Origin of the sequence: Shewanella sp. 10N.286.48.B5 (assembly GCF_002874355.2) — a bacterium.
Lineage (GTDB): Bacteria > Pseudomonadota > Gammaproteobacteria > Enterobacterales > Shewanellaceae > Shewanella.
Window position 1 is genome coordinate 461,050 of sequence record NZ_MCVG02000002.1, and the last position, 14,955, is coordinate 476,004.

Genomic DNA, 14,955 nt, shown 5'->3' on the forward strand with positions numbered 1-14,955 from the left:
GGGCGAGCATTTTTTTGGTATTAATTACATCGGTCATAACTGGATTTGTCCATCAAATACATGTTCAGCAGGTCCAGTCATCCATAACGGCTTGCCCTCACCTTCCCAGTTAATGTTTAAACTACCACCGGGTAAGTCAACTTTAACTTGGTTATCTAACTTATTTTGCAAAATCCCAATGGCCACTGCAGCACAAGCGCCGGTACCACAAGCCAATGTTTCACCTGCGCCGCGCTCATAGACTCTAAGCTTAATATGGCCACGATTAACCACTTGCATAAAGCCAACGTTAACCCCTTTAGGGAAACGCTCATGACGGGTCAGCATAGCGCCAATTTCTTCCACCTCTGCAGTGGCAACATCATCCACATCTAATACACAATGGGGGTTGCCCATAGAAATGGCACCACAAAGAAACGTTTGCTTGGGGCTTGTTAATAAATAGGTTTTTTCGCTGCGTTTGGCCCGAAATGGGATTTTACTGGGCTCTGTGATAGGCACGCCCATATTCACGGTAACGCTGCCATCACGCTCTAAGCGCAGGGTCATTTTACCTGAGCTGGTGCTAACGCGGATTTTGTATTTATTGACTAACCCTTTGTTACGCACAAAACGCGCAAAGCAGCGGGCGCCATTGCCACACTGCTCAACTTCACTACCATCTGCATTAAATATGCGGTAATGAAAATCTAAATCTGGGTCGTAAGGCGGCTCGACTAATAGCAGCTGATCAAAACCGATCCCGAAGTTACGATCGGCTAATCGGCGAATTTGATCTGGCGAAAAAAACACATTCTGTGTTACGCCATCAACCACCATAAAATCATTACCTAGACCATGCATCTTGGTGAATTGGATCAAAAGTGTCTTCCTTTATCGAACTATTATGAACGTATTGATAAACCATTACGGCAGTATATGTTCACCTTGCCACAATTGTTCGATCTTTTCACGCTCGCGGATCACTTGATTTTGCTCTTTATCGACCATGACCTCTGCCACACGTGGACGAGAGTTATAGTTAGATGCCATCACAAAGCCATATGCCCCACTTGAACGTACAGCTAAAAAGTCACCTGCTGTCACATTTAACTGACGGTCTTTACCTAAAAAGTCACCGGTTTCACATACTGGGCCGACCACATCATAAGCAAAGGTCTGCGCCGCAGTTTGGTTAACAGGAATAATGTTTTGCCAAGCAGAATATAAAGACGGACGAATGAGATCGTTCATGGCGCCATCCACAATAGCAAAGCGCTTATCGCTGTTTTCTTTTAATGACAACACTTGAGTGACAAAAATGCCGGCGTTAGCTGCAATGGCGCGCCCGGGTTCAAATATCAATTTTAGTGGTCGATCGCCCAAGCGCTCAAGTAAGGCGGCGGCGTACACATCAGGATGCGGCGGAGTTTCACCATCATAAGTCACCCCTAAGCCACCACCGACATCGAAATGCTTAATTTCAATGCCCTGCACTGCTAAGCGGTCAATTAGCGCTAGCATTCGGTCCATGGCATCTAAAAACGGGCGCATTTCAGTTAACTGTGAGCCAATATGACAATCAACCCCTTTAACATCTAGATTAGGCAAACTATGGGCGCGAGCGAACACTTGCTCAGCTTCATCCATGGCGATACCAAATTTGTTTTCTTTAAGCCCGGTAGAAATATACGGGTGAGTGCCGGCATCCACATCTGGGTTAACTCGCAATGATATTGGGGCCACTTTACCTAAACGGCCAGCTACCTCATTAAGTTGCTCAAGCTCAGCGCTTGATTCAACATTAAAGCAATAAATACCAATATTCAGTGCTTGTTCCATTTCCGCCGTTGTTTTACCAACCCCAGAAAAAACCACTTTTTTAGGGTCGCCGCCAGCGGTAATAACCCGGGCTAATTCACCGCCAGAAACAATATCAAAGCCACTGCCTAAACGTGCTAATACGTTCAGCACCGCAAGGTTAGAGTTAGCTTTAACGGCATAACAAATTAAATGAGGGTGCGTTGCCACGGCATTATCAAAGGCATGCCAATGGCGCTCTAAGGTTGCGCGCGAATAAATATATAGCGGCGTACCATGCTCACGAGCCAATTGCTCTACTGAGCAGCCTTCAGCAAATAAGCTGTCTTGTTGATAAATAAAATGATCCACTATGCGATTCCTTGTTTATTATTCTGTAATACTTTTATGCGATAAAGGCGGCTTTAACCTAGCTTTTGAGGCAATTGTTGAGACTGAGTCTGAGGTTTAACTTGGTTTTCCTCAAGGGTAGACTCTGGCGGTTTTCGCTGTTCCTGATTGGTTTCTGCGTCAGGAGTTTTATATAAAGGGCCTTTTTGTCCGCAGCCTATAATGGATAGGCTAGCAAGCATTACGAATAAAAACAGTCTCATTTTTCTCAACATTCTATGCATCTGGGGAGTTATAGCCTTATAATCGCATTCATAACCTAGAAAGCACAAGGATTGAAATGCATGGCTATGACAGATACAGAGTTTCATCAATTGGCAGATGAGATGTTCAGCAAGATAGAAAATGCCATTGAAGCTGCTATTGACGAGCAAGATGCCGATGTAGACATCAATGCCAGTGGTAATGTTTTACAGCTTGAGTTTGAAGATGGTTCGCAAATCGTCATCAATAAACAAGAGCCGTTACATGAGCTCTGGATTGCGACTCGCTTTGGTGGTTATCACTTTGCGTTAGTTGATGGAAAGTGGTTTGATGAGCGTAATGACAATATATTCATGCCGTTTGTGATTGAGTCGATTAAAAAGCAAAGCGGTATTTCGCTGGCGATTTAATCCCTCAGGTGTACTAGCTCAAATTGTCGATATCTAAAGTGATAATGTCAGCAAAACTGAATTGGGTTTAGAAGTCTGAACTCAATTCATTTATCATCACCCCAAATGGCACCACGTTTAACTCACCGTTTATTCTTTCTAATTTAAAAAATTGCGGCATATTAAAATAATGCTGTGATGATACCCCCTGCTCAAATGCAAAACTGTGGCTTTCTTTTTCCACCAACTCCTGCATCGACATATTTTCATATAATTGATGTTTAAGCTCGTTTGCTTCATCAATAATAAACACATCTAAAACATCAGGTCGCTGGCGTAAAAAGTATTGCTTTGCCCCTTTGGAAATATACAACTTAATCACATTGGGGATACCGCCGTAGGGATCAGCTTTGATGATGGCAGCTGGCGCATTCAGCTGCGGCTTTTTAAAACGCTGCACTTTTATCGGCCCAGCTTTAACCGCGTCATCACCCAAGAGGTTATACACCAAACCCATGGGATTAAAATATAAACCATAACGATGGCCGCCAAGCTGTAACGGATGCATTAACCCTGAGAAAGTGCGCGCCTCATAACAGTATTTGACGCATTGAGAAAAAATCCCCTGCAGCGCATCATGTAATTGTTTTTTCAGCCGCTGGGCACAGGCGACAATATTAATTTCTACTTGCTCAGGTTTACATTTTAAGCCTATAGCAACAAAAGACAGCGCCTCTAATAATCCCAATGGACCTTTAAAGCGATGACACTGCCACTCGCCCCAACTATTGAGACAAATGATATCAATGGTAGACAACATATTTTGCTGTTTTTTGCCTAAGGAAAAAACATTGGAGTTCATGTAATCAATCATGATCTCTTGCCCTTGCCACTTGATGGTTGGGTCTTTATCAAGATTGGCCACAACAATAATTTTTTTATAAAAAAATGGCTGACACAATTCAGCTTTGGAGACTTTGCTTGTCGCCGTCATCAACGGATTAAGGCTTAATGCCAATTGAGTCAAGCGGGCTTTACGGTGTTTACTGCGTCCATACTCTTGCCACTGAGTGTCCGCAGTAGAAATATCATTCATCACCGCCCACGCAATCAATGCTGTGGGTGTGTCGGCTTTAATAATGGCTGACTCACCCAATAGCTGCCCAGAATTATGCGGCTGGCGATACAAGTAAAATCGTGACTCTTTAAGGCTATGGATAATGGTTAAATTTGGCTCGATTATTGAGCCGCTCCACAGCTTGTTTAAAGGTAATAATTGATGCTCATCGTCACTGAAATAAGTATGAAGTTTACGGGCAAGGATCCCTAATTCTTCCACTCTAAAGCGATCGCTTAATGCTTGTTTTGAGGCAAAGTCCAATAAGGTGCGATAACTGATTAGTAGCAATTCATTAAGCTGCTTGTTAAACCATTTAAGTTGCCCTGAATGCCAGTGCTGGCTGTTATCCAGTGTTTCTAACAAACTATGGGGCCAACCCCAGTCCTCAACCAATTGCTGCATTTTATCTCTGCGCCAATCTCTGGCCACGCAGCGATTTGTTAAGTTAACACCGCACTTAAGATAAAAACAGCGGCGGACAATTTCGAGGCGGCGCGTGTCCCGTCGCCCGAGTAGATATGCTTCAATACGCTGATATAACATTAAATAGGCATCATTGGATTCAGCAAAATCCCCTTGCAGGCACTGTTGCCAAATCTGCTGGGTAATAAAATTTGCTTGCGGGTACTCTGCGGCATAGGTTTCCAGCAGCAATACCTTAAGCAAGGCTTTATGGGGTTTATTGAGCCCCTTATAGAGTTGCCATAATGAGGCGCCAAAATATTCAGTTGCCGGCATGGATTGCACATCGCCTAAAAACAACACTTCGTTATCAGCGTCAGCACCCGGCCACCACCCCGCCGCTTTACCAGACAAACGAATATGGGAGCGATAAAATTCTTCTAATAATAACCAATGCTGGGTGCTGCCACTGTGCTCTTCGCCAAGGGAGCTGTAACAATTATCAAATGCGCTGCATTCTCTAAACTGTAATGGGTGTACCAGATAAAAATTCACTTCAAAATCAAAACTTGCAAACCACTGAGTCAATTGGTCTGTTTTTTCAGTAACTAATGCTAAATCAGCATGACTTAAGCTTGATTTGTAAACCAACCACACATCAACATCACTTTTAGGGTTTTGGCCAAAACTTGCGGTGCTGCCCATGGAATACACTCCTTCGAACGCACTGGGCTGGGCTGCTTGCAGATCTAAACTGGGTAAATGCAGACTGTGACGCGCCTGTTCCATAGCAGGTGTCATGTCAAATTGGCTGATCCCAAAAGGCGTTAAAGCGGAGTTACTGCCGGGCAGTTGCACATTATGATGATGGATCAAATAAGGAATGATATCGAAAAGCTGTTGCTGAATTGGCGACAATAAGGATTTAACCCGTTCATATCGAACAAGATTGAGTTGATTAGCTATCTCGATTGAGCGATGAACGTTTTGATTCAAAGTGTCATCCTGTTACTAGCACTAAGTTACTAATTATCAACATACTGCAGCGCAGTTAAAAACCATGTTGATTAGCGTTAAATAAATTAGTAGAAACGTGATCATGTTAGCACTTTTATTTAAATACACCAGCAAATGAGATCTGCATCACAAAAAACTACGTGCATAGTTCAAACAATCGCTATCGATTTGTTACATCTGCTTTCTGGCAATGTTAGCATTATTGCAATTAAGTCTATTGATGGAACTCTTTGGCATGTCTCAAAATGTTATTCGTATCGCTACACGTAAAAGCCCACTTGCAATGTGGCAAGCAGAATTCGTAAAAGCAGAACTTGAACGTATTCATTCAGATTTAACCGTAGAGCTATTACCAATGAGCACAAAAGGAGACGTTATTTTAGATACGCCTCTGGCTAAAGTTGGCGGTAAAGGTCTTTTTGTTAAAGAACTTGAAGTTGCCATGCTTGAAAATCGCGCTGATATCGCGGTGCATTCAATGAAAGATGTACCGGTAGACTTCCCTGAAGGTCTAGGTTTACAAGTGATTTGTGAGCGTGAAGATCCACGTGATGCATTCGTATCAAACACTTACAAAACCATTGAAGAATTACCACAAGGCGCTGTTGTGGGTACTTCAAGTCTTCGTCGTCAATGTCAAATCCGTGCGGCTCGCCCAGATCTCGTCATTAAAGACTTACGTGGCAATGTCGGTACTCGCTTAGCTAAATTAGATAGCGGCGATTACGATGCGATTATCCTTGCTGCTGCAGGTCTTATCCGCCTAAAACTTGATGAGCGTATTGCCAGCTTTATTTCAGCTGAAGACTCACTACCTGCAAATGGCCAAGGCGCTGTCGGCATTGAGTGCCGCATGAATGACGAACGCGTTAAAGCATTGCTTGCGCCACTTGAGCATTTAGAAACTCGTTACCGTGTTTTTGCCGAAAGAGCGATGAATATGCGCTTAGAAGGTGGCTGTCAGGTACCAATCGGTGCTTATGCTGAAATTGATGGCGATAGCTTACATCTTCGTGGCCTAGTGGGTAACCCTGATGGCAGCCAAATCATCGAAGGTAATGTGACTGGTTTAAAAACTGATGCGGTTGCATTAGGTGAGCAACTGGCTGAAGATTTACTTAGCCGCGGTGCTAAAACCATTCTAGACGCTGTTTACAACCAGTAATCGAGATGAAAGTCTTACTGTCGCGCCCTGAGGGGCGCAATCAAGCTATGGCAGATAAGCTTAAAGCGAAAGGAGTCGACTTCATGGTCACTCCTTTATTAGCTGTGGTACCTACTCACAACCGGATTAACCCCAACACCCTCACCCAAGCTGACAGCTTAATTTTTATTAGCACTAATGCGGTAAAGTTTGCAGCCATTAGCCTTAATGATAAATTTCCAGATTGTCGCTATTACGCCGTTGGCCAAGCCACCGCTGATGCCCTGTCGCAATATAACATCACTCCTGAAATTGCCCCTGAAGACAGCCAGGACAGTGAAGGCTTATTATCACTGACATCATTAAGCGATATTAAAAATCAACACATTGTTATCGTAAGAGGTATTGGCGGCCGCGAAACTATCGCTGAGCAACTGACTCTCAGACAGGCCAATGTTTGCTACTGGGAAGTCTACCAACGCAGTCTGCCAAAGCTAGATTCAGCCTTGGTTTGCAGTCAGTGGCAGCAATTCGGCATTGATACCATAATCGTCACCAGTGGCGATGTGCTAGAGAATCTAATTAAACTTGTTCCAAAAGAGTTATTTGCATGGTTGCAATCATGTCATATCATAGTCCCCAGTAATCGAGTGGAGCAAAGAGCAAAAATAGTCGGGTTAACTCACGTCACCAATGCAAGTGGCGCGAATACTCAAGCTGTTTTAGCTGCATTATCTGTTTAATCATTAGCTAGTCATTTGTATTTGCGATAATGTTTAATCCTGCCAAACTGTAACTTTGCCTTATCGTGTTTTTGCTCGCATTAATGATTTGGTCGCACTGTGGATGATCAAACTAGGTACTCAAGGACAGCTCATGGAACACAACAAACAAGATCCTAATCAACAAGCTCATTCAGACAATGATGTGATTGAATCAACTCCTGTTATCGAAGCAGATAAAGTGAGCGAACCTGAGTCAGAAAATCCCTCATCAACCACACAAAAGCAAGCCACAAACTCTGAGGCTAGCCCAGAAAAAAAACACCGTAGTAAAAGTTCATGGTGGGTGCGTTTCAGTATTCTTATTTGCCTGATCATTGCCATTGGCGGAATAGGCCTAAGCTATCTGCTATGGATGGAACTGCAAGAGCAAAAACAGCAGCTGCAAACTCAAAACCAACAAACCAGCGTAATAGGTAGTCAAGTCACGCAAGCGCTGGTAGAACCCAATAAACGCATTGCAGTATTAGAAGCCCAGCAACAGCAAAATTCACAGGCTTATCAGCAACAAGCGCAGTTAGCTAAATCACAACAGCAATTACAGCAACGGGTCGCTACACTAGCTCAGCGTAATCCAAATAACTGGATGGCATCTGAAGCTGAATACTTAGTCCGTATGGCAGCTAGAAAACTGGCTCTTGAAAACGACCCTAAAACAGCAGCAAGTTTATTAACATCTGCTGATGAGCGTATTGAAGCAATGAAAGATCCCACCTTATTGCCGATACGCCGCGCACTTGCCAATGATCTCGCCCGAACTAATTCCATCAAAACCACTGATGTGGCAGGCACCATTTACGCTATTGATGGCATACTTAATCAGTTAGATACCTTGCCATTGAATCGCGCTAAAGCCCAAGCAGCAGAAGACTTGGCGGAGCAAAATGCCATCTCAGATTCAGTAGATGACTGGCAAAGTAATTTAGCCAAGACTTGGCATTCAGTAACGGATGGTTTTATCACTATTCGTAAGCGCACTACAGATCTTGAGCCGCTACTAGCCCCAGATCAGCAATGGTATCTGGTTGAAAATATCCGCAATAAATTACTCCAAGCTCAGTTAGCCCTGTATCAACATGATCAAGTTAATTATCGCCAATCGGTTGGCTTTGCGCGAACGTGGATCCAGCAATACTTTGATTTAGACGAAGATAAAACCCAAGAAGCGCTGCGGGCTTTAGATGCACTAATGACGGTCACCATTGAAGAAATAAACCAGCAAAAATTTGAGTCTACCCGATTACTTCAGCAGCTCATTACTTACGGTGAGTTGGTTCCAGCAGAGGAACCACAGTCATGATTAAAACTCTTGCATATGTGATTATCATTTTAATCGGTTTTTGTATCAGCCCATTTATCATCGGCAACACAGGCTATATTTATATTGCGGCGGGCGATTATCAAATAGAAACCAGTTTAGTCTTTGGTTTACTGGGGTTAATTTTATTTTATGCAGCGCTACAGATAGTTGAATGGCTGATTATTTTCCTACTGAATATCATTATTCATAGCCGCTATTTACCTGATCGCTGGCGCAAACAAGCCGCTAAAAAACATACCTTACAAGGGGCCTTAGCACTGGCAGAAGAAGACTGGCCTAGTGCTGAAAAAGCCATGTCTAAAGGCGCAGCAAAAGGCGAACTGCCGGCTTTGAATTTATTTGCCGCCGCCCGCGCTGCTCATCATCAACACAATAGCCAAGCCCGTGATCAATATTTAGCTCAAGCGGCAGAAGATCCGCTAGCACAAACCGCAGCCAGAACCTCAAAAACTCGCTACCTTATCCAACAGGGTCAATTAGCTGAGGCGAGAATAGAGCTACAATTACTCAATCCAACCAGTAAAAGTAAAACCCCAGTGCTAAAATTAGCCTTGGATTTATATCAGTTACAGGGTGACTGGCAAGCATTAAAGTTACTTTTACCTGCTATTAAAAAACGTCAAATCGTTACTGATGAGATATTTAATAATATAGAGCAACAAACTAATATTGCCCTATTGACTGCTGCAACTGAATCTAACGAACAAGATCTTGAGAAGTGTTGGCACTGGCTTAGTAAAACAGAGCGCAGTCAACCGACTCTCATCGCCATTTATGCTCGCGGCTTATGCCAGTATGAACGTAAAAAAGATGCCTTAAAGCTGCTTTCTAAGAGTTTGAAAGTCGAACCCAGTAACAGCATTTTATCGGCCTTGCCCCACATACTAGATGCTGACGATGATGAAATAAGAAAACTACTGCAACGTTACCAGCAAACCCATGAGCATGATGCTGGATATCAAGTGTGTTTAGCCAAGTTAGCCATGCAAAAACGTGATACTAAAGTCGCAAAAGAGCACTGGACAAAAGTATGTGACGTATCACCATTACGACAGCATTGGTTGGCATTAGCACAAGTGCAAGAGCAACTCGGTGAAAATACCGCTGCACTACAAAGTTATCGAAAAGCGGCTAATGCTAGCGAGTAAAACTTGTGCAAATGTTAAGCAATAATTTCATAATGAATTAATCGCTTTCTATAATCAGTTAGACACTAAAGCCTGCCATTTGGCAGGTTTTTTTATCGCTTTTTTCTACGTGAAACAAGCTAATCTAGCAACAAATATCTCATGAATAGCCTACCAACATCACCTAATGCTAATGTATTAAAAATTTAACATTTGCCTGTAATCACTTAGTTGTACTGATTTACAAGACTTTTCTATTTCCCTCTTAAATTCATTAATTTATTACGAAGAACTAGATGGTCAAAAAATTGACCTATAGTAAGGCTACTGCTAAGATTGTTAACTTGCGGTTAATTTAATTTTCAAACTTATAACAGCAAATACCTCGATATGCATAGTTATGCTAACACTATGAATATCAGGTTAAATGCGGGTTATTGGAGCTAAGGTCATGAGTTCTGTTGTAACGACAAAAAATGGTGTTTTAAATTCAACTAATGGAGAGATTACTCTCACGTTGAACAATGAAACAAAAAACATTCTTCCAGGAGATACTATTCCTGCAGGGGCAGAACTCCAAGTAGCCGATGGCATTGCGTTTGTGGTGACCTTTGACGATGGCACTATTCTCAATGGTGACAACATAGCTGAAAACTTATCGGCCGAAACTATCATAGATATGACCACAGATGAGCTCACTGAGATTGAAGCCCTACAGGCATTAATTGAATCCGGTGAAGATCCAACCGCTGAACTACCTGAAACCGCAGCAGGTGAGACAGCAACAAATCAAGGTGGTAGTGATTTCGCTTCATTAGCTCGTGAAGGCTCGGAAACTATTGCTACAGCAGGCTTTGATACCTCTTTTGATGCACCAGATATTTTAACCGCGAGTCTTTCATTAGGTGATGATGGCGTTGATGCGCTAAATAACAACTTTAATGTAGCTCAGTTTACCGATAATTTTGTCAATGGCGTATCCTTTACCACCTCTTCTGGATTATCAGGTTTTACCGGTGATTTGGGTTCACCGGGATCATTTGCTTACCTTCCTGGCGACACTATTACTTTCATGGTCGGTGGCGTCACTATTGCTACTTTTAGCGCCGATGTTATTCAAGGGGATATTTTATTCCTACAGGATATTGCTGGTACTTTGCTGTCAGATACCAACATGGATTATGTTGAGAACATGGCTATTTTCCTTCAAGCCTTGGATAACGATTTATCCGACGGTATTGATGACGGTATTTTAAATACCAATAGTCTGGTTAATATTGATGACAGCTACAGCACTAATATCAATATCTTATTATCCGTTCACGAAGCATTAGCCAATTATATTGATCCCACCACGGGCCAACCATTAAATATAGCAACAGCAGGTAAAGAGATGATCTCTCAAGTACTTGCTGAATTAGGTATTATTTTTACCCGTGATACCGAAAGACAAGAAGATGGCCAAAATGTATTTGAAACCATTGCGATGGAGCATGTTGCAGATACCATTGATGACATTGCAGGCGATAGAACCCCTGATGAACATGACGAACGTACCGTAGATATCCTTGACGTACCCGGTGGGTTAATTACCTACAACTATAATGAATTAGATGGTCAAATTACTTTCTCAGCCAACGATTTACTAGAAGGTGCTGTAGGCCAACAGGTTATCGACCAAAACTTATTGGTTAGCAATGTTAGACTCAGCGCAGCTTTTGAGGACATTGGGACTTTACAAGATTTAGGTGATGGCAATTTTGTCATTATCTTAAATGAAGGTATTACCCAATACGATCTTGAAGGCCTAAGTATTGATTACCGTGTAGAAGATTGGACCGTCTTCAGAGACGTCACTTCAGCGACCCAAGATCAATATAAATCACATCTATCTGCTAATATTCCAGATGTTTTTGAAGATGTTGGTTTTAATCAATTCACTTTAAATAGTGAACTCACATTTGAAACCGATCAAGAACTGTTCATCACTTTCACCAGCGAATTACTCAGTGAGCAACTCGGTTACCCAATTGCCGAATATGCTGATGATTATTTAGTTCCTCTTGAATACTCGAATGATGATGGCCTAACGTGGCAGACCATGACTGTAGGAGGGATTGATTCAAGTGCTGATCTTGCTAGACCTATATTTAGCTTCAACCTTGAAGCAGGTAACAATAGCATCCTAATTCGCGTGCCTATTTTTGATGATGCCATTATTGAACCAACTGAATATTTCAATGCCATTGTTACTGGTGAAAATGTTTATGATGAAGAACTAGAATTTGCCATTTTTGATAACGACGGTAACGGTTCAGACTTACCTGTTGTCGATATTGACTACGCCGTTGTTGTAGAAGGAATGGAGTTTGCATTATTCACGCTGACGTTAAGTGAACCAAGCACAGAAACCATTGCCCTTGATTATAGCTCAGAAGAGCTAACCGCTTTATTCGGTGAAGATTTCACTAATGTAAGTGGCACTGTGACTTTCCTCCCTGGTGAAACTACAGCTTATATTAGCGTCCCTATTACAGATGATTTAATCGTAGAAGGTAGCCCTGAATTTGCGCTAATAAACTTATCTAATCCAACCAATGCTGTACTAGGTGATACTCAGGCTACGTTACGTATTTATGATAATGATCTTCCTGATAATACAAACATTACTTTAGATATTGATCCCGTCACTGGCGATAACATACTGACGCCAGATGAAGCGACTGGCACGATTACAATTACAGGTACCGTGACCGCTGATGCTTCTATCACTGCCGGTATCATTATGTTGACCATTAATGGTCAAGAATACCAAGCGATTATGCAATCTGATGGTACATTCTCAGTAGATGTCGATGCGACTGACTTATTAAACGATCCCGACACTGTAATTGATGGCATTGTATATGGATACGGCGCTGATGGTGCTAAGGGCACAGCAACTTCTACAGAAGACTACGATATTCCTACTGTGGCAGAAAATGACAGCATTATTGTTGCAGAAGACACTATCGCTGCAGGTAATGTTCTAGATAATGATACCGATACCGATGACGTTCTCACTGTAGTTAGCTTTGAAATTAATGGCGTGACATACACAGCTGGAACAACTGTGACACTTGATGAAGGTGAACTGTTATTAAATACTGATGGATCATATTCTTTCACCCCCAATACTAATTGGAACGGTATTCTTCCCGTTATTTCATACACCACTAGTACCAACAATACAGCTACATTGACGATTGAAGTGACTCCTGTTACTGATGGTGCTCCTGGCGTAATCATCAACACCGACGCTAATAATGATGGCATCATCAGTGAAGAGGAATTAGCTAATAATACTGAAGTATCTGTCACCATCGACCTAACTGATACCGGGGCTCAACCCGGTGACACATTAGTCGTTAATGGTCAAGAAATCATTCTTACACAAGTAGATATTGATAATGGATCTGTTGATATAACACTACCTGCTCCAGAAGAAGGTGACTCTATTGAAGTAGTCGCCACCATCGTTGATAGTGCTGGTAATATTAGCCCTGAAGGCTCTGATAGCGCAGTTATAGATACAACACTACCTGTAATTTCAGTCATTGCCCCAGACAGCAGCAACGATGACACCCCCACAATTACTGGTACTACTGATGCAGAGCCTGGCTCAGTGATCACCATTATTGTTACCGACAGTGCTGGCAATGAACAAACACTGGAAACAACGGTAAATCCTGATGGTAGTTACGAAGTCGATGTTATCGATCCTCTAGCAGAAGGCGATTATACCGCTGTCGCAGAAGTGACTGATCCGTCTGGTAATACTGCCACTGCTGAAGATAATGGTGATATTGATACTATTGCCCCAGAAATTACCGTAAATGCCCCTGACAACAGCAGCGATGATACCCCAACAATTACTGGTACCACTGATGCAGAGCCTGGCAATGTAATCACCATTATTATTACCGACAGTACTGGCAATGAGCAAACACTAGAAACCACGGTAAGTCCTGATGGTAGCTACGAAGTCGATGTTATTGACCCGTTAGCTGAAGGCGATTATACCGCTGTTGCAGAAGTGACTGATCCGTCTGGTAATACGGCCACTGCTGAAGATAATGGTGATATTGATACTATTGCCCCAGAAATTACCGTAAATGCCCCTGACAACAGCAGCGATGATACCCCAACAATTACTGGTACCACTGATGCAGAGCCTGGCAGTGTAATCACCATTGTTGTTACCGACAGTACTGGCAATGAGCAAACACTAGAAACCACAGTAAATCCTGATGGTAGCTACGAAGTTGATGTTATCGAGCCCTTAGCTGAAGGCGATTATACCGCTGTCGCAGAAGTGACTGATCCGTCTGGTAATACTGCCACTGCTGAAGATAATGGTGATATTGATACTATTGCCCCAGAAATTACCGTAAATGCCCCTGACAACAGCAGCGATGATACCCCAACAATTACTGGTACCACTGATGCAGTGCCTGGCAGTGTAATCAGTATTATTGTTACCGACAGTACTGGCAATGAACAAACACTAGAAACCACAGTAAATCCTGATGGTAGCTACGAAGTCGATGTTATCGACCCGTTAGCTGAAGGCGATTATACCGCTGTCGCAGAAGTGACTGATCCGTCTGGTAATACGGCCACTGCTGAAGATAATGGTGATATTGATACTATTGCGCCAGAAATTACCGTAAATGCCCCTGACAACAGCAGCGATGACACCCCGACAATTACTGGTACTACTGATGCAGAGCCTGGCAGTGTAATCACCATTGTTGTTACCGACAGTACTGGCAATGAACAAACACTAGAAACCACAGTAAATCCTGATGGTAGCTACGAAGTCGATGTTATTGACCCGTTAGCTGAAGGCGATTATACCGCTGTCGCAGAAGTGACTGATCCGTCTGGTAATACGGCCACTGCTGAAGATAATGGTGATATTGATACTATTGCGCCAGAAATTACCGTAAATGCCCCTGACAACAGCAGCGATGATACCCCAACAATTACTGGTACCACTGATGCAGAGCCTGGCTCAGTGATCACCATTATTGTTACCGACAGTGCTGGCAATGAACAAACACTGGAAACAACGGTAAATCCTGATGGTAGTTACGAAGTCGATGTTATCGATCCTCTAGCAGAAGGCGATTATACCGCTGTCGCAGAAGTGACTGATCCGTCTGGTAATACTGCCACTGCTGAAGATAATGGTGATATTGATACTATTGCACCGAC

General features: G+C 42.7%; 10 protein-coding genes. 6 read left to right on the plus strand and 4 right to left on the minus strand.

The window, feature by feature from the left end; all coding sequences use genetic code 11:
- Window positions 1-33: 33 nt before the first annotated feature.
- The 3 genes from dapF to lptM are packed head-to-tail and all read right to left on the minus strand — an operon-like array spanning window position 34 to window position 2,393.
- On the minus strand, window positions 34-861 hold the full coding sequence (gene dapF, locus BCU57_RS16910; RefSeq protein ID WP_102440233.1) for a diaminopimelate epimerase: 828 nt from the start codon (window positions 859-861) through the stop codon (window positions 34-36).
- 45 nt (window positions 862-906) lie between these two features.
- Window positions 907-2,151, minus strand: a complete 1,245-nt coding sequence (lysA, locus tag BCU57_RS16915) for a diaminopimelate decarboxylase (protein ID WP_102440234.1) — start codon at window positions 2,149-2,151, stop codon at window positions 907-909.
- 53 nt (window positions 2,152-2,204) lie between these two features.
- Entirely contained in the window at window positions 2,205-2,393 is a 189-nt protein-coding gene (lptM, locus tag BCU57_RS16920; RefSeq protein ID WP_241901024.1) for an LPS translocon maturation chaperone LptM, read from the minus strand.
- Between the two features lie 81 nt (window positions 2,394-2,474).
- Here lptM and cyaY point away from each other — a divergent pair, with 81 nt between their 5' ends.
- A complete protein-coding gene (gene cyaY, locus BCU57_RS16925) occupies window positions 2,475-2,804 on the plus strand; it encodes an iron donor protein CyaY (RefSeq protein WP_076539407.1) in 330 nt (109 codons plus the stop codon).
- A gap of 67 nt (window positions 2,805-2,871) precedes the next feature.
- Here the strand turns inward: cyaY and BCU57_RS16930 are convergent, their stop codons facing one another.
- Window positions 2,872-5,301 (minus strand): class I adenylate cyclase, encoded by a 2,430-nt coding sequence (locus BCU57_RS16930; RefSeq protein WP_241903582.1) that lies wholly within the window; start codon window positions 5,299-5,301, stop codon window positions 2,872-2,874.
- A 256-nt stretch (window positions 5,302-5,557) separates the two neighbouring features.
- Here BCU57_RS16930 and hemC point away from each other — a divergent pair, with 256 nt between their 5' ends.
- The 5 genes from hemC to BCU57_RS16955 all read left to right on the plus strand — a co-directional run.
- The gene (hemC, locus tag BCU57_RS16935; RefSeq protein WP_102440236.1) at window positions 5,558-6,487 is read left to right on the plus strand and encodes a hydroxymethylbilane synthase; all 930 of its coding nucleotides are present in this window, start codon (window positions 5,558-5,560) and stop codon (window positions 6,485-6,487) included.
- A 5-nt stretch (window positions 6,488-6,492) separates the two neighbouring features.
- Window positions 6,493-7,209, plus strand: a complete 717-nt coding sequence (locus BCU57_RS16940; RefSeq protein WP_102440237.1) for a uroporphyrinogen-III synthase — start codon at window positions 6,493-6,495, stop codon at window positions 7,207-7,209.
- Between the two features lie 133 nt (window positions 7,210-7,342).
- Window positions 7,343-8,548: a uroporphyrinogen-III C-methyltransferase gene (locus BCU57_RS16945; protein WP_157936125.1), complete on the plus strand. Its 1,206-nt coding sequence runs from the start codon at window positions 7,343-7,345 to the stop codon at window positions 8,546-8,548.
- Window positions 8,545-9,717 carry a heme biosynthesis HemY N-terminal domain-containing protein gene (locus tag BCU57_RS16950; RefSeq protein WP_102440239.1) on the plus strand — a complete coding sequence of 391 codons (1,173 nt, stop codon included), beginning with the start codon at window positions 8,545-8,547 and terminating at the stop codon, window positions 9,715-9,717. The genes BCU57_RS16945 and BCU57_RS16950 overlap by 4 nt, the downstream gene beginning before the upstream one ends.
- 430 nt (window positions 9,718-10,147) lie before the next feature.
- Window positions 10,148-14,955, plus strand: a 4,808-nt coding sequence (locus tag BCU57_RS16955) for a retention module-containing protein (RefSeq protein WP_413211463.1), incomplete at its 3' end; no start/stop codon positions are given.